15 protein-coding genes are annotated in these 18,559 nt (G+C 69.1%); 8 read left to right on the top strand and 7 right to left on the bottom strand.

Going from position 1 to position 18,559, the window contains the following annotated elements; translation table 11 throughout:
- Positions 1-24: 24 nt before the first annotated feature.
- The 5 genes from NP095_RS03630 (at position 25) to NP095_RS03610 (ending at position 6,058) form a co-directional block, all read left to right on the top strand.
- Positions 25-1,701, top strand: coding sequence for a glycoside hydrolase family 13 protein (locus NP095_RS03630; RefSeq protein WP_232417330.1), 1,677 nt, complete (start codon positions 25-27; stop codon positions 1,699-1,701).
- 118 nt (positions 1,702-1,819) lie between these two features.
- The gene (locus NP095_RS03625) at positions 1,820-3,103 is read left to right on the top strand and encodes an ABC transporter substrate-binding protein (RefSeq protein ID WP_232417331.1); all 1,284 of its coding nucleotides are present in this window, start codon (positions 1,820-1,822) and stop codon (positions 3,101-3,103) included.
- Positions 3,100-4,041 carry a carbohydrate ABC transporter permease gene (locus NP095_RS03620; protein ID WP_232417332.1) on the top strand — a complete coding sequence of 314 codons (942 nt, stop codon included), beginning with the start codon at positions 3,100-3,102 and terminating at the stop codon, positions 4,039-4,041. The genes NP095_RS03625 and NP095_RS03620 overlap by 4 nt, the downstream gene beginning before the upstream one ends.
- Positions 4,041-4,880, top strand: a complete 840-nt coding sequence (locus NP095_RS03615; RefSeq protein WP_232417333.1) for a carbohydrate ABC transporter permease — start codon at positions 4,041-4,043, stop codon at positions 4,878-4,880. Before NP095_RS03620 ends, NP095_RS03615 begins: the two co-directional genes overlap by 1 nt.
- Positions 4,881-4,891: 11 nt before the next feature.
- A complete protein-coding gene (locus tag NP095_RS03610) occupies positions 4,892-6,058 on the top strand; it encodes an ABC transporter ATP-binding protein (protein ID WP_232417334.1) in 1,167 nt (388 codons plus the stop codon).
- Between the two features lie 9 nt (positions 6,059-6,067).
- Here the strand turns inward: NP095_RS03610 and NP095_RS03605 are convergent, their stop codons facing one another.
- From NP095_RS03605 to NP095_RS03590, 4 genes are all read right to left on the bottom strand, one after another.
- Positions 6,068-6,928: a hypothetical protein gene (locus NP095_RS03605; RefSeq protein WP_232417335.1), complete on the bottom strand. Its 861-nt coding sequence runs from the start codon at positions 6,926-6,928 to the stop codon at positions 6,068-6,070.
- Positions 6,921-7,592 carry a metallophosphoesterase family protein gene (locus tag NP095_RS03600; protein WP_232417336.1) on the bottom strand — a complete coding sequence of 224 codons (672 nt, stop codon included), beginning with the start codon at positions 7,590-7,592 and terminating at the stop codon, positions 6,921-6,923. Before NP095_RS03600 ends, NP095_RS03605 begins: the two co-directional genes overlap by 8 nt.
- Positions 7,593-7,657: 65 nt before the next feature.
- Positions 7,658-7,993, bottom strand: coding sequence for a DUF4233 domain-containing protein (locus NP095_RS03595; RefSeq protein WP_232417337.1), 336 nt, complete (start codon positions 7,991-7,993; stop codon positions 7,658-7,660).
- Entirely contained in the window at positions 7,990-9,339 is a 1,350-nt protein-coding gene (locus NP095_RS03590) for a bifunctional folylpolyglutamate synthase/dihydrofolate synthase (RefSeq protein ID WP_232417338.1), read from the bottom strand. The genes NP095_RS03595 and NP095_RS03590 overlap by 4 nt, the downstream gene beginning before the upstream one ends.
- A 150-nt stretch (positions 9,340-9,489) precedes the next feature.
- Between NP095_RS03590 and NP095_RS03585 the strand changes: the two genes are divergently transcribed.
- Complete coding sequence (locus NP095_RS03585) at positions 9,490-11,601, top strand: MMPL family transporter (RefSeq protein ID WP_232417339.1); 2,112 nt, start codon at positions 9,490-9,492, stop codon at positions 11,599-11,601.
- Here the strand turns inward: NP095_RS03585 and NP095_RS03580 are convergent.
- Positions 11,565-12,545, bottom strand: a complete 981-nt coding sequence (locus NP095_RS03580) for a GNAT family N-acetyltransferase (protein WP_232417340.1) — start codon at positions 12,543-12,545, stop codon at positions 11,565-11,567. The two genes, NP095_RS03585 and NP095_RS03580, sit on opposite strands and share 37 nt — an antisense overlap.
- A 71-nt stretch (positions 12,546-12,616) precedes the next feature.
- Between NP095_RS03580 and valS the strand changes: the two genes are divergently transcribed.
- Complete coding sequence (valS, locus tag NP095_RS03575; RefSeq protein WP_232417341.1) at positions 12,617-15,193, top strand: valine--tRNA ligase; 2,577 nt, start codon at positions 12,617-12,619, stop codon at positions 15,191-15,193.
- A gap of 59 nt (positions 15,194-15,252) precedes the next feature.
- Positions 15,253-16,020, top strand: a complete 768-nt coding sequence (locus NP095_RS03570) for a DeoR/GlpR family DNA-binding transcription regulator (protein ID WP_256766117.1) — start codon at positions 15,253-15,255, stop codon at positions 16,018-16,020.
- 76 nt (positions 16,021-16,096) lie between these two features.
- Here the strand turns inward: NP095_RS03570 and NP095_RS03565 are convergent, their stop codons facing one another.
- Together NP095_RS03565 and clpX are read right to left on the bottom strand one after the other, a co-directional pair.
- The gene (locus NP095_RS03565; protein ID WP_232417343.1) at positions 16,097-17,254 is read right to left on the bottom strand and encodes a saccharopine dehydrogenase family protein; all 1,158 of its coding nucleotides are present in this window, start codon (positions 17,252-17,254) and stop codon (positions 16,097-16,099) included.
- A 20-nt stretch (positions 17,255-17,274) separates the two neighbouring features.
- Entirely contained in the window at positions 17,275-18,543 is a 1,269-nt protein-coding gene (gene clpX / locus NP095_RS03560) for an ATP-dependent Clp protease ATP-binding subunit ClpX (RefSeq protein ID WP_232417344.1), read from the bottom strand.
- Positions 18,544-18,559 lie beyond the last annotated feature (16 nt).

The following is an 18,559-nucleotide window of genomic DNA, read 5'->3' as shown; positions in this document are numbered from 1 at the left end:
CCGCGCGCTGATCAAGGAGTTCCCATGGTCGATCGCAAGGACAGCAACCACGACGCCTGGTGGCGCGACGCCGTCATCTATCAGGTCTATCCCCGGTCGTGGGCCGACTCCGACGGCGACGGCATCGGCGACCTGCCGGGCATCACGTCCCACCTGGACTACCTCGCCACGCTGGGCGTGGACGCGGTGTGGCTCTCGCCGTTCTACACCAGCCCCCAGAACGACGCCGGCTACGACGTCGCCGACTACCGCGACGTCGACCCGCTGTTCGGCACGCTGGCCGACTTCGACGCGCTCGTCGCGCGCGCCCACGAGCTGAACCTGCGCGTCATCGTCGACCTCGTCCCGAACCACTCCTCGAGCGAGCACCCGTGGTTCCAGGCGGCTCTCGCCGCCGAGCCCGGCAGCCCTGAGCGCGCGCGGTACATCTTCCGCGACGGCCGCGGCGAGCACGGCGAGATCCCGCCGAACAACTGGCAGAGCACGTTCGGCGGTCCCGCGTGGACGCGCACGACCAACCCCGACGGCACCCCCGGCCAGTGGTACCTCCACCTCTTCGACCCGACGCAGCCGGACTTCGACTGGACCAACCCCGAGGTCCAGGAGGAGTTCCGCTCCGTCCTGCGGTTCTGGCTCGACCGCGGCGTCGACGGCTTCCGCATCGACGTGGCCCACGGCCTGCACAAGGCGGCCGGCCTGCCCGACGCCCCCGAGGACTACGACATCGCCAACGACCCCACCTCGGTGCAGCCCATGTGGGACAAGCCCGAGGTGCACGAGGTCTACCGCGACTGGCGCCGGCTCGTCGACGAGTACCGCGTCGAGGGCCAGGACGCCGACCGCATCCTCGTGGCCGAGGCGTGGGTCATCCCGGACGAGTCGCTGGCCAAGTACGTGCGTCCCGACGAGCTGCACCAGTCGTTCAACTTCGGCTACCTCATGACGCCGTGGCGCGCCGAGACCCAGCGCGCGTCCATCACCGCCGCCCTCGCCGCCGCGGGCGCCGTCGGCGCGCCCCAGACGTGGGTGCTGTCGAACCACGACGTGCCGCGCCACGCCTCGCGCCTGGCCTACGACATCGACCGTGCCACCCGCGTGCTCGGCATCGGTCCGGACGCCCCGCAGCCCGACGCCGAGCTGGGCCTGCGCCGCGCTCGCGCCGCCACCGCCGTCATGCTGGCGCTGCCCGGTTCTGCCTACATCTACCAGGGCGAGGAGCTGGGCCTGCCCGAGGCGACGACCCTGCCGCCCGAGGTGCGCCAGGACCCGACATTCGTCCGCACGAACGGCGAGGACGTGGGTCGCGACGGCTGCCGCGTGCCGGTGCCCTGGCACGCCGACCAGCCGGCCTTCGGCTTCAGCCCCACCGGCGAGAGCTGGCTGCCCCAGCCCGAGGTCTACGGCGACCTGGCCCCCAACCGCCAGGAGGGCGTCGCCGGCAGCACGCTCGAGCTCTACCGGCGCCTGCTGGCCGTGCGTCGCAAGTACGGCCTGGGCCGCGGCGAGCTGCACTGGCAGGACCTCGGTGACGACGTCCTGGCCTTCACGGTCGTGGCCGACGGAGGCCGCCGCGTGCAGGTGGTCACGAACTTCGGTCCGACGCCGATCGACCTGCCGCACGGCGAGCTGCTGGTGGCCAGCGGATCCCTCGACGGACACCGCCTCCCCACCGACACCACGGCCTGGGTCGCTCCCGGCTGACCCCCGGCCGTTCGCCCGACTTGCGGCGCACGCACTACACCCCTAGTTTCATGTGAGCGGTGTCACAGTTCCACAGGTCGTGCGCCGCAGACTCTCGGGGGAAGGTCGAGTGGTGCACGTGATTAGGCGAACGAAGATCATCCGCCGCAGTGTCGGCCTGGCCGCCGCTGCCACGCTCGTGGGGGCCCTGGCGTCCTGCGGAAGCGGTGACGACGGCGGAACGCCCGTCATCAACCTCTTCGGCGGCGCCTCCGCCACCGGCTTCGACAAGATCATCGACGAGTGCAACAAGGAGGCCGACGGCGCCTACCGCATCGTCGGCAACCTGGTCCCGAGCGACGCCGACGGCCAGCGCGAGCAACTGGTCCGGCGCCTCGCCGCCAAGGACAAGGGCATGGACCTGCTCGGCATGGACGTCGTGTGGACCGCCGAGTTCGCCGAGGCCGGCTGGATCGTGCCGCTGACCGAGGAGCAGACCGCCCAGGTCACCGAGGGCACCCTCGAGGTGCCGCTCGAGACGGCCACCTGGAAGGACAAGGTCTACGGCATCCCGAAGCACACCAACGCCCAGTTGATGTGGTACCGCAAGTCCTTGGTCGACAAGGTCGGCGACGGCCCGCCGGACACGTGGGACGAGATGTTCGACATGGCCGAGAAGCTCAAGGCCGAGGGCGACCCGTACGAGATCGGCTTCACGGGCGCCCGCTACGAGGGCCTGGTCGTCGGCTTCAACACGATCCTGTCCTCCTACGGCGGCACGATCGTCAACGAGGACAGCACCAAGGTCACGATCGACGACAAGACCACGAAGGCGCTGGCGCTGATCAAGCGGCTGGCCACCTCGGGTCTGGCCAGCCGGTCGCTGTCGAACTCCCAGGAGCCGGAGGTGTTCGCCCAGCTGCAGAACGAGAACTCGGCGTTCAGCCTCAACTGGCCGTACGTCTTGGCCGCCATGCGCGAGGCCAACAAGGACGTCGCCCAGGACCTGGGCTTCGCCACCTTCCCCTCGACGGTCGCGGGCGAGCCCTCCCGGGTCACCGTCGGCGGCATGAACTTCGGGATCAGCGAGTACAGCGAGCACAAGAAGGAGAGCTACGACGCGGCGATGTGCCTGCGCTCGCCGAAGCACCAGCTCCAGCACGCGCTGGCCGCCGGTGAGCCGCCCACGCTCGAGGCGGTCTTCAACGAGGCGGAGTTCAAGGAGGCGTATCCGCAGGCGCAGGTGCTCCTCGACGCTCTCGAGACGGCCAGTTCGCGACCGATCTCGCCGGTCTACCAGAACATCTCGACGATCATCTCGTCCACGTTGTCGCCGCCGTCGGCGATCGACCCGAAGAAGACGACCGAGGAGCTGAAGACCTCGATCCAGGACGCGATCGACGGGAAGGGGATCCTGCCATGAGCATCATCGACGCCGTCACCGAGACCGAGGATGAGGACGAGGGCGCGCGGATCGCGCGCCAGCGTCACAGCGAGGGCAAGAAGGCCGAGCGCCGGCTGGGCCTGATGCTCGTGGCTCCGGCCGTGGTCATCATGCTCGCGGTGACCGCCTACCCCATCGCGTACGCGTTCTACCTGTCCCTGTTCCGCGCCGACCTGCGCACGCCGGAGGACAACAAGTTCATCGGGCTCGACAACTACATGACGGTCCTGTCCAGCGACATCTGGTGGAAGGCCTTCGGGTTCACCCTGCTGCTGACGGTCGTCAGCGTCATCTTCGAGCTGATCCTGGGCATGGCCCTGGCGATCGTCATGCACCGCACGATCGTCGGGCGCGGCCTGGTGCGTACCTCCGCCCTGGTCCCCTACGCCATCGTCACCGTGGTCGCCGCCTTCAGCTGGCGCTTCGCCTGGAGTCAGGGCATGGGCTGGCTGGCCGGTGACAGCGCACCGCTGACCGGCCAGTGGAGCTCGTTCTGGATCATCGTGCTGGCCGAGGTCTGGAAGACGATCCCGTTCATGGCACTGCTGCTCATGGCGGGCCTGGCGCTGGTGCCCGAGGACCTGATGAAGGCCGCGTCGATGGACGGCGCGAACCCCTGGCAGCGGTTCTGGAAGATCACGGTGCCGCTGATCAAGCCGTCGATCCTGGTGGCCGTGCTGTTCCGCACGCTGGACGCGTTCCGCATCTTCGACAACATCTACATCCTCACCAGCGGCGCGAACGAGACCTCCAGCGTCTCGATCGTCGCCTACAACAACCTGATCCGAGGGCTCAACCTGGGCATCGGCTCCACCATGTCGGTGCTGATCTTCATCACGATCGCGATCATCGCCTTCGCGTTCGTCAAGCTCTTCGGAGCTGCGGCACCTGGTTCTTCCAATGAGGGGAGGCGCTGATGAGCACCGTGATCGAGACGCCGAAGACCAAGGCGATCTGGTGGGGCGTGAACGCGCTGGTCCTGATCTACGCCTTCGTTCCCGTCATCTGGATCCTGTCGCTGTCGTTCAAGCCGGACGCCACCTTGAACGACGGGCGGTTCTTCCCGAGCCAGTTCACCGGTGAGCACTACGAGGCGATCTTCAACAACAACGACTTCACGCGCTCGCTGATCAACTCGATCGGCATCTGCCTGATCTCGACGTTCATCGCCATCGTGGTCGGCACGATGGCCGCCTACGCGGTCGCGCGGCTGGACTTCCCCGGCAAGCGGATCGTCGTCGGCGCCTCGCTGCTGATCGCGATGTTCCCCCAGATCGCCCTGGTCACGCCGCTGTTCAAGATCGAGACCAGCCTCGGGCTGTTCGACACCTGGGCCGGCCTGATCATCCCCTACATCACCTTCGCGCTGCCGCTGGCGATCTACACGCTCAGCGCCTTCTTCCGCGAGATCCCGTGGGAGCTGGAGAAGGCCGCCAAGATGGACGGCGCCACCCCGTTCCAGGCGTTCCGCAAGGTGATCGCGCCACTGGCCATGCCGGGCGTGTTCACCACCGCGATCCTGGTCTTCATCTCGTGCTGGAACGACTTCCTGTTCGCCATCTCGCTGACCTCCAGCGAGCGCTCACGCACCGTGCCGGCGGCGTTGAGCTACTTCACCGGCGCCACGACGTTCGAGAAGCCCACGCAGTCGATCGCCGCAGCCGCGGTGGTCATCACCATCCCGATCGTCCTCTTCGTCCTGTTCTTCCAGCGCCGGATCGTTGCCGGCCTCACCAGCGGCGCCGTCAAGGGCTGAAAGGAAACATCATGGCTGAAATCGTGCTGGACCATGTGAACAAGCGGTATCCCGACGGAGCCCTGGCCGTGGAGGACTTCAACCTCACGATCGCCGACGGCGAGTTCATCATCCTGGTCGGCCCGTCCGGCTGCGGGAAGTCGACCACGCTGAACATGATCGCCGGGCTCGAGGACATCACCACCGGTGAGCTCAAGATCGACGGCACGGTCGTCAACGACAAGGCGCCGAAGGACCGCGACATCGCCATGGTGTTCCAGTCCTACGCGCTCTACCCGCACATGACGGTCTACGAGAACATGGCGTTCCCGCTGACGCTGGCCGGCATGGACAAGGCCGAGATCAAGGAGAAGGTGATGGAGGCGGCTCGGATGCTCGAGCTGGAGCCCCACCTCGACCGCAAGCCCTCGAACCTCTCCGGCGGCCAGCGCCAGCGCGTCGCCATGGGCCGCGCCATCGTGCGCAACCCCAAGGCCTTCCTCATGGACGAGCCGCTGTCGAACCTCGACGCCAAGCTGCGCGTGCAGATGCGCACCCAGGTCGCGCGCATCCAGAAGAACCTCGGCACGACCACGGTGTACGTGACCCACGACCAGACCGAGGCCATGACGCTGGGCGACCGGGTGGTCGTCATGCGCGCCGGCAAGATCCAGCAGGTGGGCTCCCCCGCCGAGCTCTACGACAACCCGACCAACCTGTTCGTGGCCGGCTTCATCGGCAGCCCGTCGATGAACTTCCTGCCCGCCACGATCGAGGGCGACACGCTGAAGACCGCGATCGGCGACCTCCCGGTCCCGGACTCGGCCCGCGAGTCGTTGCGCTCGGGCAGCGCCAGCCGCGACGTGATCGTCGGCATCCGTCCCGAGCACTTCGAGGACGCCTCGCTGGTGGCCGCGGACGCGCCCGGTGCACGAGTCGACGTCACGGTCGACCTCGTCGAGCAGATGGGCTCCGACGTCTACGCCTACTTCTCGGTCAAGGGCAACAGCGCCGACAACGCCGACCTGGAGGACCTCGCCAAGGACTCCGGCCAAGACATGACCGGAGGCGGCACGCAGGTCAACGCGCGCCTCAGCGCCGAGTCCAAGGTCGCGAGCGGTCAGCGCGCCGAGCTGTACGTGGACACGAGCAAGATCCAGATCTTCGACGCGTCCAGCGGCGAGAACATCACGCACTGAGCCGACGGCTCAGGAGCGGCGCCGGCCACGTCGCGGGCGCCGCTTGGCGACCTGGGCCATGATGTCGCGGTCCCAGAGGTGCTCCCCGATGAGGCGGTACCGCTCCCCCGCGATGCGGATGTAGGCGTCGGCATCGGTCTCGTCCTCGCCCTTGAGACCGGCGTCGGCCACGAGCTGCAGGACCGGCAGGAACTCCTCGTCCAGCCAGCGGCGCGCCATCGTCTGCTTGTCCATGAACTGGCCCTCGGCCTGCATGCGACGCGTGGCCCAGGCCTCGACCATCTCGGCGAGCGCGCCGTAGTCGAAGGGGTCGGTGACGCTGACGGCGCCGCGGATGGTCGGCTCGATCGGCACCCGTTGCAGGAAGAGCTTGCGCCAGTGCTTCATCTCCAGATCGGTGCGCCGGCCGATGTCCCGCGGCTCGAGCAGCGTCTGGACCTCGGTGACCTCGGCCTCGATGAGCCGCAGGCGCAGCGCCCGTGCCACCGACACGCGATGGTGGCCGTCGCGCACGAAGTAGTAGTCGCCCAGCTTGTAGACGTCGATCGGCGGGATCTCCTCGCCGATCCGGCTGGCCCGGGCGATGCGCTCCCAGCGGGCGCGGCTGCGGTCCGAGGTGGGCCGGAATCGCCGGTCGAAGTCGCGGACCTTGTCGACCGATCCGATGATCGCGTCGAGCGGAATCAGGTGCAGGCCCAGGCGGCGCTCCCCGCGCCGGCCGAGCGCGTCGACCACCTCGTCGAACGACAACGCCCTGGACGTGTCGCGGTCCCCGCGCAGCATCGCAGCCAGCGAGGTGAGGGTCTGCAGGCGGCGGGAGCGCAGGAAGTCGCTCTCCGCATCGATCCGCGGCGACCCTGAGTCAGCCATGCCCGCCCACCGGGTGGAGGTTCGGCTCGATCTCCATGAGCCGGTACGGCACGACGTTGCGAATGATGGTGGAGCCCAGCTTCCGGTCGGGCTGGGGCTGCCCGTACGGGTGGATGTGCCCGTGGAGGTTCCAGGTCGGCTGCAGGGTCTCGATGACCTCGTGCAGCGCCTCGAAGCCGTGGTGAGGCGGGTCATCGCCGTCGCCGAGTCCCCGCGGCGGCGAGTGGGTCAGCAGCACGTCGACGTTGCCGCCGCGCTTGGCGGCCACCTTGAGCAGCCGCTTGGCGCGCTTGGTGAACTCCTCCTGGGTGTACTGGTTCGGGCCGTCGTTGTAGCGGATGCTGCCGCCGAGCCCGGCGATGCGCAGTCCGGCCACGTCGATGATCGACTCGTCGGCATTGATCCCACCGAGCGGTCGCGGGTCCTCGTGCGGCATCCCGTTGCTGGTCAGCCAGCCGCGGAAGCCTGACAGCGGAGCCTCGACCTGCGGGTCGTGGTTCCCCGGCACGAACACGACGGGCACGTCCAGCATCGAGGACAGGAACTCGAGGTAGTCCCACGGCAGGTCGCCCGCACCGAGGACGACATCCGGGCGCATCCGACGCACACCGGCGTCATGGATCACCGGCGAGATCTCGTCTGCGACCACGAGGACACGCGCCATGCCTCCACCGTACCGGGCGCGAGGGTGACCCATGTCACATCGTGAGATTCCCGCCCACGGAGGTGCTACTCGCCGGCCGCGGCCCAGCGTGCCTTGTCCGCCTCGATCTTGCGACCGAGGAAGAACGCCCCGAGCCACAGCGCCGCGAACATCAGCCCGATGAAGAACATGATCGGGACGAGGAAGCCCAGCGCGATCGTGGCGACCTGGATGGCGTGGCCGACCCAGTAGGCCCACGGCTGGCGCAGCAGCCCGGCCGTGACGATGCACAGCACGGCCAGTCCCCCGCCCAGCAGCGAGGCCGTGAGCGGTTCGACGTCCTGCACCGCGATCATCACGGGGATGGACAGGCCCAGGATGATGGCCTGCAGCGTCAGCATGGTCGCGCACATGTGCCTCATGCGGCACCGTCCTCGCCACCGCGCAGCAGCGTGCGCGCCTCGCCGACGGTCACGACCGAGCCGGTGACGAGGACGCCCGCTGAGCCGATCGCGTCGCCGAACTCCTCGCCCGGCGCGTCGGCGAACGAGATCGCCCGCTCGAGCGCGTCGTCCAGACGCGGGACGACCTCGATGCGGTCGGGCCCGAACACGCTGGCGGCGATCTCGGCGAGGTCGCCGGCCGCGAGCGAGCGCTCGGTGCTGTTCTGCGTGCAGATCAGGTGCGCGACGACGGGCTCGAGCTCGCGCAGGATCTCCTCGGCGTCCTTGTCGGCCATGATGCCGACGACGCCGATCAGCGGGCTGAAGGCGAACTCCTCGCTGAGGGACTCGACCATCGCCCGCACGCCGTGCGGGTTGTGGGCCGCGTCGAGGACGACGGTGGGGCTGCGTCGCACGACCTCGAGCCGACCGGGCGACGTGACGGTGGCGAAGCCGGCCCGGATCAGCTCGACGTCGAGTTCGGCCTCGCCGGTGAACACCTCCACCGCCGCCAGCGCGAGCGCCGCGTTGCGGGCCTGGAACGCTCCGTGCAGCGGCAGCAGGATGTCCTCGTAGCGTCCCTTGACGCCCTGGATCGTGAACATCTGGCCGCCGACCGCAGGGGTGCGCGACTCGACGTGGAAGTCGGCACCCTCCAGCACGAGCAGGGAGCCCACCTCGTTGGCGCGGCCGAGCATGACCTCGAGGACCTCCTCGGGCTGCGAGGCCAGGACGGTGCGGGTGCCGGGCTTGATGATCCCGGACTTCTCGACGGCGATGTCGGCCGGCGTGTCACCCAGGTAGGAGGCGTGGTCCACGTCGATGGGCGTGATGACCGCGACCGCGGCGTCGGCGACGCTCGTGGCGTCCCAGGCTCCGCCCATGCCCACCTCGACGACCGCGACGTCGACCGGCGCGTCGGCGAACGCCGCGTAGCCCATCGCCACCAGCATCTCGAAGAAGCTCAGCGGGTGCGGCTGGCTCTGGTCGACCAGGTCCGCGTAGATCGCGACATCGGCGTAGGCGTCGACGAAGAGGTCGTCGCTCAGCGGCTCACCGTCGATGCAGATGCGCTCGTTGATGCGCTGCAGGTGCGGGCTGGTGAAGCGGCCGGTGCGCAGGTCCAGGGCGCGCAGCAGCGCGTCGATCATGCGGCTGGTCGAGGTCTTGCCGTTGGTGCCCGTGAGCTGGATGACCGGCTGCGCGTTCTGCGGATCGCCCATCAGCTCACACATGGCGCGGATCCGGTCGAGCGACGGCTCGAGCCGGGTCTCGGGCCAACGGGACAACAGGGCGAGCTCGACATCGGGGTAGGTGGGCCTCATCCCTGCCAGTATCCCAGTGCGGGCATCACGTGTTGTCACGCCGCCGCGTATGAGGCTGGTGAGGCGGACGGGACCAGGCTGACGACCCCGACCGGAAATGGGTGATTCCACCCATGGTCAGGGTTTCGGAGCCGGGAACACACTGAGGGAATGAACCGTCAGGCGGCAGGGTGGATCACGCATCGGTGGGCCAAATGGGTGGTCCTGGTCGTCATGCTGCTGTTCATCGGCGCCCTCGGCTCGTTCGCCGGCAAGCTCACCAGCGTGCAGGACAACGACGTCGCAGCCTGGCTCCCGGACGACGCCGAGTCGACCCGGGTGATCAAGAAGGCCGGGGCCTTCTACGACGAGGAGAGCGTCCCGGCGATCGTCATGCTGTCGTCCTCGGAGCGGCTCGGCCCGCAGGACCTCGCCGCGGCCCAGACCGTCTCCCGTGAGATCGCGGCCCTGGAGGACGTGCCCATCGGGCAGATCACTCCCCCGATCCCCAGCCGCGACGGCCAGGCCATCGAGCTGGTCGTGCCGATGACGCTCGACGACGACTCCTGGGAGAAGCTGCCGGACTGGATCGACGAGATCCGCGACGCGTCGGAGTCCGGGATCGCCGACACCGACCTGCGGGTCGACATCGGCGGACCCGCCGCCCTGAGCGCGGACCAGGCGGAGTCGTTCGCGGGGATCGACGGCATCCTGCTGCTGTCGGCGGTGGGCGTCGTGGTCGTGATGCTGCTGCTGACCTACCGCAGCCCGATCCTGTGGCTGATCCCGCTGTTCTGCGGCCTGATGAGCGTGTTCGCCTCCCAGGGACTGGTCTACGTGCTGGCGAAGTACGGCGGCCTGACCGTCAACGGGCAGAGCGCCGGCATCCTCAGCGTCCTGGTCCTGGGCGCGGGCATCGACTACGCCCTGCTCGTCGTCGCGAGGTACCGCGAGGAGCTGCGCCGGTACGAAGACCGCCACGAGGCGATGGCCCATGCCCTGCACCGGGCCGCACCGGCCATCATCGCCAGCGGCGGCACGGTCGTCATCGGACTGCTGTGCCTGCTGTTCGCCCAGATGAACTCGACCGCCGGACTCGGACCGGTGGGCGCCGCGGGCATCGCCGTGTCACTGCTGATCATGCTGGTGCTCCTGCCCGCGCTCCTGGTCATCTTCGGCCGCTGGGTCTTCTGGCCGTTCATCCCCCACTTCGGCGATCCCGAGCGCACGGACCGGGGCTTCTGGTCCGGCGTGGGCCGCCGCATCGCCAAGGCCCCCCGCGTCGTGTGGGTCGTCACGACCCTCGTCCTGGTGGCGCTCTCGTTCGGTGTCGTGAAGCTCGACGCGACGGGCCTGAGCAACGAGGAGGCGTTCACCAGCACGCCGGACTCGGTCATCGCCGAGGAGCGGATCGCCGAGCACTTCCCGGCCGGCGCAGGCGACCCCGTCCAGGTGATCTCCACCGCCGACGGCGCGCCGCAGGTGCGCTCGGCCCTGGCCAGCGTCGAAGGCGTCGACCCGGCCACGGTGACCCCGCCGCGGACCAAGGGCGACGTGTCCTACATCGAGGCGACCCTGTCGGTGCCCAGCGACTCCTCCGCGGCTCAGGACGCCATCGAGGACATCCGCGACGCGGTCGGCGCGGTGGACGGCGCCGACGCGCTGGTCGGTGGCACGACGGCGTTGAACCTCGACGTCCAGCAGGCCTCCGCAGCCGACAACCGCCTCATCATCCCGATCATCCTCGCGGTGGTCCTGCTCGTGCTGATGATCCTGCTGCGCTCGGTGGCGGCACCGCTGATCCTGCTGGTCACCGTCGTGCTGTCGTTCGCCGCCGCGCTGGGCATCAGCGCGCTCGTGTTCCGGTACGTGTTCGACTTCGCCGGAGCGGACTCGTCATTCCCGCTGTTCGCGTTCGTGTTCCTCGTCGCGCTGGGCATCGACTACAACATCTTCCTGATGACCCGGGTGCGAGAGGAGGCACTGGTGCACGGCACCCGCCGCGGCGCGCTCATCGGCCTGGCGGCGACCGGCGGCGTCATCACCTCGGCGGGGCTCGTGCTGGCGGGCACGTTCTCGGCCCTGGCGACGCTGCCGGTCGTGTTCCTGGCCGAGCTGGGCTTCGCGGTGGCCATCGGCGTCCTGCTGGACACGATCATCGTGCGCTCGGTCCTCGTGACGGCGCTGAACCTCGACATCGGCAAGCGGATCTGGTGGCCGAGCGCCTTGGGTCGCACGGACGGCGCTCAGCGCGCGGAGAGCTCCTCGGCCAGCACCGCGTAGATCCCGGTGTCCGCCCAGGCGCCCTTGAACCACATGTCCTGGCGGAAGTGGGCCTCCTCGCGCATGCCGAGGCGCCGGCACAGTGCGACCGAGGCGTCGTTGCGCGGATCCAGCTCGGCGAAGACGCGGTGCAGCCGCATCCGCTCGAAAGCGAGCTGGAGCAGCGCTCGGGCACCCTCCTCGGCGAACCCCTGCCCCTGGAAGTCCGGATGGAGGCCCCAGCCGATCTCGGCGGTGAGGTGGTCAACGCTGCGCAGGCTCAGATAGAGGTGTCCGATCACGCGTCCGCCGGTGCGGAGCTCGACGGGAATCTCCAGGTAGTCGCCGTCGCGCTCGAGCGCGGTGTGCGACGACCACTCCGCCACCTTGGCGGCCATCTCCTCGTGGCTTCGCGGCTCGAACAGCATGAAGCGGGCGACGTCCTCGCGGGACTGGAACGCGTGGAAGGCGTCCACGTCGTTCACCGTGATCGGTCGCAACCGCAGCCGCGCCGTCTCGATCGGCTCGGTGAAGCGGAAGGGCCGGAACTGCGAGCGGGTCGGCGGCCGCTCCAGCATCCGGCGCGCCAACGGCGCCAGGCGATCGCCCAGGGCGGCCGCCTCCTCCCGCGTGAACCAGCGGGCCTCGGCGATCTCGGCCGCGGCGGTGACCTCGCGGTCGAGCCGCAGGGCGAACACGTCCGCAACCAGGTGATGGCCCGGCTCGTTCGCGGCGTCCGCTTCGTGCCGTCCCCACGTCACCAGCTCGTCGGGATCGACGTCGATCAGCAGCTCTTCGGCGAGCTCGCGCACGAGCGCGGCGGCCGGCTCCTCGCCGGCCTCGGGCTTGCCGCCGGGCTGCATGAAGATCTCGGATCCGCTCTTGCGGACCATGAGGATCCGGCCCTGGTGGTCGGTCGTGAATGCCGCCACGACGTGGATGGTCGGTCGCTCGCTGTCGGTCATCTGGCCTCCTGGGACCATCGTGCCCGCCGCGTGGCACGACTCACCTGTCGACCCACGTAGAATCGGCGCTTGTGACCACACAGAACCGCGTTCCCGAGAAGCCCGTCCTCGAAGGTCTCGAGGAGAAGTGGGTGGGCGTATGGGCCGAGCAGGGCACCTACGCCTTCGACCGGACCAAGACGCGCGAGCAGGTGTACTCGATCGACACCCCGCCACCGACCGTCTCCGGATCGCTGCACGTGGGTCACGTCTTCAGCTACACGCACACCGACCTCATGGCGCGGTACAAGCGCATGCGCGGGTACGAGGTCTTCTACCCGATGGGCTGGGACGACAACGGCCTGCCCACCGAGCGCCGCGTGCAGAACTACTACGGCGTCCGCTGCGACCCCTCGCTGCCGTACGACCCCGACTTCACCCCTCCGGCCAAGCCGGACCCCAAGAAGCAGATCCCGATCAGCCGCCGCAACTTCATCGAGCTGTGCAGCGAGCTGGTCGAGCGTGACGAGCAGGTCTTCGAGAAGCTCTGGCGCACCCTGGGCCTCTCGGTCGACTGGTCGCAGACCTACACGACCATCGGCCACGACGCCCAGACCACGAGCCAGCGCGCGTTCCTGCGCAACCTGACGCGCGGCGAGGCGTACAGCCAGGACGCCCCCACCATGTGGGACGTGACCTACCAGACCGCCGTGGCGCAGGCCGAGCTCGAGGCTCGCGACTACCCGGGTCACTACTACCGCGTCTCGTACCACCTGGCCGACGGCCAGAAGGTCTACATCGAGACCACGCGTCCCGAGCTGACCCCCGCCGCCGTCGCGCTGATCGCGCACCCGGACGACGAGCGGTACCAGCACCTGTTCGGCACGACCGCCCACTCGCCGATCTTCGGCGTCGAGGTGCCCGTCCTGGCGCACACCCTGGCCGATCCCGAGAAGGGCTCGGGCATCGTCCACTGCTGCACCTTCGGCGACCTGACCGACGTCCAGTGGTGGCGCGAGTTCGACCTGCCCAACCGCACCGTGATCGGCCGCGACGGCCGCATCCTGCGCGAGGTGCCCGAGTGGATCGTCGGCGGCCCCGGCGAGTCCGTGTACGCCGAGCTGGCCGGCAAGACCGCGTTCAGCGCCCGCGAGGCGATCGCCGCGGCGCTGAAGGAGTCCGGCGACCTCGACGGGGAGCCCACCCCGACGCAGCGCATGGCCAACTTCTACGAGCGTGGCGACAAGCCGCTCGAGATCGTGTCCACGCGCCAGTGGTACATCAAGAACGGCGGCCGCGACGCCGAGCTGCGTCAGCAGCTGGTCGAGCTCGGCAACGACATCGACTGGCACCCCGGCTACATGCAGTCGCGGTACACCAACTGGATCGAGGGACTCAACGGCGACTGGCTGGTCAGCCGTCAGCGGTTCTTCGGCATCCCGTTCCCCGTCTGGTACCTGCTGGACGAGGACGGCGAGCCCGACTACGAGAACCCGCTCCTCGCGCCCGAGTACGACCTGCCGGTCGACCCCGCGTCGCAGCCCCCGGCCGGCTTCGACGAGTCGCAGCGCGGACAGCCCGGCGGCTTCATCGCCGACCCCGACGTGCTCGACACGTGGGCCACGTCCTCGCTGACGCCTCAGCTGGTCTGTGGCTGGGAGCGTGACCTGGACCTGTTCGAGCGCACCTTCCCGATGGACCTGCGTCCCCAGGGCCACGACATCATCCGCACCTGGCTGTTCTCGACGGTCGTGCGGTCGAACCAGGAGTTCGGCCATGTCCCGTGGAAGCACACGGCGCTGTCGGGCTTCGTGGTCGACCCCGATCGCAAGAAGATGAGCAAGTCCAAGGGCAACGTCGTGGTCCCCGACGAGATCCTCCAGAAGTTCGGCGCCGACGCGGTCCGCTGGCGTGCCGCGGGCGCCCGTGCCGGCGCCGACTCGCCGTTCGACGAGACCCAGATGAAGGTCGGCCGCCGCCTGGCGATGAAGGTGCTCAACGCGAGCAAGTTCGTGGTGGCACCGGAGGACCAGTACGGCCTGGGCGCCGACGCGTCCCTGCTCGACTTCTCGCTGGTCACCGAGCCGCTCGACCGGGCCCTGCTGACCCGGCTGCGCGACGTCGTCGAGGCGGCGACGGGTCACTTCGAGGGCTACGACTACACGTCGGCCCTCGAGGTCACCGAGAAGTTCTTCTGGGACTTCTGCGACGACTACCTGGAGCTGGTCAAGGAGCGCGCGCGTCGCGAGGACGAGTCGGGCACGTCGGCGAAGGCCACGTTCGTGCTGGCGCTGTCGGTCCAGCTGCGGCTGCTCGCGCCGTTCCTTCCCTACGTGACCGAGGAGGTCTGGTCGTGGTGGCAGGAGGGCTCGATCCACCGTGCCCCGTGGCCGACGACCGAGGACCTCGGGACCGAGCCGTTCGACGGCCGCCTGCTGGCCATCGCCGGCGAGGCGCTGGCGGGCATCCGCGGCGCCAAGTCCACCGCGAAGGTCAGCCAGCGCACCGAGGTCACCCAGGTCACCGTGTCGGGCCCGCGTGCCTCCCTCGAGCTGCTCGAGGCCGCCGTGCCGGACCTGCGGGCCGCGGGTCGGGTGGTGGGCGACTTCGCCACCGCGGAGGCCGAGGGTGACGCGCTGCGCGTCGAAACCACACTCGCGGACGCCTGAGGGGGCGTAGTCTCCGAGGGAACCCACACGAACCCACACGATCATCGGGGAGGTCAGGGGTGTACGCCGCCGAACGTCAGCTGTTTCTCACGGAAATGCTGGAGCGCCATGGGCGGGTCGCGGTCAATGAGGTCGCTCACCATCTCAAGGTCTCGACCGAGACCATCCGACGCGACCTCACGGTGCTGGAGCGAGCGGGAACGGCCCGACGGGTCCACGGCGGCGCCGTGCTGTCCTCGGCCTACTCGCGGATCGAGCCGAGCCTGTCGCAGCGCACCTCCGAGCGGCCCGACCTCAAGGCCAGGATCGCCGCCGCCGCGCTGGCGTTCCTGCCGCCGGCCGGTGGCAGCGTCCTGCTCGACGGCGGCAGCACCGTGGCCCACCTGGTCGCGGCCCTGCCGGCCGATCTGCGCCTGACCGTCCTGACGCACAGCGTCGCGATCGCCCACCAGCTGCTCGGCCACGAGGGCATCGCCCTGCACACCATCGGCGGCCGCGTCCGCGACGTCACCGGCGTCGCGGTCGGTCAGCGCACGGTCGAGACCTTGGCGTCCACGCGCGCCGACGTGGCCTTCCTGGGCACCAACGGGATCACCGCCGACCACGGCTTCAGCACCCCCGACTCCGACGAGGCCGCCGTCAAGCGCGCCCTCGTCGGCTCCGCCCGGACCCGGGTCGTGCTGGCCGACTCCACCAAGTTCGGGCCGCACCAGGTCTTCTCGTTCGCCGACCTCGACCAGGTCACCGTCGTCGTCACCGACGACGGCATCCGGGCGCAGGACCGCGCCATGCTGCACGAGGCCGGGGTCGACGTCGTCGTCGCCTGACCCCTCCCGAGATTTGCTCCCAAACTCACCTTCGAACCCGATTCAAAGGGTGGAATGAGAGCAAATCTGGGCTGGGTCAGTCGACGGTCGAGGTGGAGAAGTCGATCCCGGAGTTCTGCAACCGGGTGATCAGCGCCGAGCCCATCGCGACCGCCGTGGTGGTCTGACCCGAGACGTCGGGCAGGTCGTCATAGGCCAGGCACATCGCCGACTCCGCCAGCATCTTGGCGGTCTCGGTGTAGCCCGGGTCGCCGCCGCGCACCGTGGTGACGACCTTGGTGTCGCTGCCGTGGCCCACCAGCGTCAGGGTGAACCAAGATCCGGCACGCTGCTCCTCGGACGGCCCGTCCCCCGACGCCTTGATCTTCAGCAGCGCGGCGCGCACGGGCGGGATCTGGGCACCCACCGCGATCGCCGCCAGCACCGGCGCGGCCAGGGCCATCATCCGGCGGGTCCGGAAGTGGGCATAGTGCTCGTACGTGAACTCCGGGCCGTAGCGCTCGAGGGCTCGCGCCGAGCGCAACACGATCTGCGGGTCGATCGTGGGCAGCGGGACCCCGAAGCCCTTGACCGGCGGCTCGGCCCGCCCGATGTGTCCCCCACCGCGGATCCGGCGCCCGGTGGGACGCGCCTCGCGGGCGCTGCGCTGCTTGGCGGCGGCCTGCGACTGACGGAACTGCGCGATCTGGCCCACGGCGGAGTGGTACGTCCCGGCCGAGAAGGTGGCCTTGGCGCGGATGTAGCCGCGGATCATCAGCGGGACGCCCGCCGGCAGCTGGTCGACCGTGTAGAGCACGCCGAGGTCGTACGGGATCGAGTCGAAGCCGCAGGCGTGCACGAGCCGGGCGCCCGTGCGAACGGCGGTCTCGTGGTACTTCAGCCACATCTCGTCGACGAACTGCGGCTCGCCGGTCAGGTCGACGTAGTCGATGCCCGCCTCGGCGGCCGCCTTGACGGCCGGCTCGCCGTGCTGGAGGTACGGGCCGACCGTGCTGATCAGGACGCGGGTGTCGGTGGCCATCTTCGCCATCGACTCCGGATCGGCCAGGTCCGCGATGACGATCTCGGGCACCACACGACCGGTGGCGGCGATCCGCGCGGCCACCTGCTCGAGCTTGGCGCGGTTGCGCCCGGCGATCGCCCAGGAGGCGTCCTCGGGCAGATGGACGGCAAGATAATCGGCGGTGAGTCCGCCGGTGAATCCGGTGGCTCCGAGCAGCGTGATGTCGACCATGGGTCGACGCTACAAGGAAGTCAGCTGGCCTTCTTGTCGGCCTCGTCGCGCTTCACCACGGTGGGGGCCGCGTGATCGCGCACGGTCTCGGCCGTGACGATGACCTTCGCGACGTCATCGCGGCTGGGGATCTCGTACATGATGTCCTGCAGCGCGTCCTCGACGATCGAGCGCAGACCACGTGCACCGGTGTCGCGCTCGAGGGCCAGCTCGGCCATCGCCTCGCACGCGTCTTCGGTGAACTCCAACTCGACGTCGTCGATGGCGAACAGCCGGACGTACTGCTTGGTGAGCGCGTTGCGCGGCTCGGTGAGGATCGAGATCAGGGCCGGCTTGTCGAGCTTGTTGACCGCCGCGATCACGGGCAGACGGCCGATGAACTCGGGGATCAGGCCGAACTTCAGCAGGTCGGTCGGGACCACCTTGGAGAGGCGCTCGGACTCCTTCTCCTCCACGACCGGGGTCAGGTCGGAGTTGAAGCCCAGGGTCTTCTTGCCGCTGCGCTGCTCGATGATCTGGTCGAGGCCGGCGAACGCGCCGCCGACGATGAACAGCACGTTGGTGGTGTCGATCTGGATGAACTCCTGGTGCGGGTGCTTGCGCCCGCCCTGCGGAGGCACCGAGGCCGTCGTGCCCTCGAGGATCTTCAGCAGCGCCTGCTGCACGCCCTCGCCGGACACGTCGCGCGTGATGGACGGGTTCTCGCTCTTGCGACTGATCTTGTCGATCTCGTCGATGTAGATGATGCCCGTCTCGGCCTTCTTGACGTCGTAGTCGGCTGCCTGGATCAGCTTGAGCAGGATGTTCTCGACGTCCTCGCCGACGTAGCCGGCCTCGGTCAGCGCCGTGGCGTCGGCGATCGCGAACGGGACGTTCAGCATGCGGGCCAGCGTCTGGGCCAGGTAGGTCTTGCCACAGCCGGTGGGCCCGACCATGAGGATGTTGGACTTGGCCAGCTCGACCGTCTCGTCCTTGTTGATCCGGCCCGAGGCCTGGGCCTGGACACGCTTGTAGTGGTTGTAGACCGCGACCGCGAGGGACTTCTTCGCGCCCTCCTGGCCGACCACGTAGGTGTTGAGGAACTCGTAGATCTCAGCCGGCTTCGGCAGCTCACCGAGGCTGACCTCGGCGCCCTCGGCCAACTCCTCCTCGATGATCTCGTTGCACAGGTCGATGCACTCGTCGCAGATGTAGACGCCGGGGCCGGCGATCAACTTCTTGACCTGCTTCTGACTCTTGCCACAGAACGAGCACTTCAGCAGGTCGGCCGTCTCACCAATGCGTGCCATGCGTGTGTTTTCCTGT

This window comes from Aeromicrobium duanguangcaii (assembly GCF_024508295.1).
In the GTDB taxonomy this organism is placed as follows: Bacteria; Actinomycetota; Actinomycetes; order Propionibacteriales; family Nocardioidaceae; genus Aeromicrobium; species Aeromicrobium duanguangcaii.
This window is presented reverse-complemented; position numbering and strand designations above follow the sequence as displayed.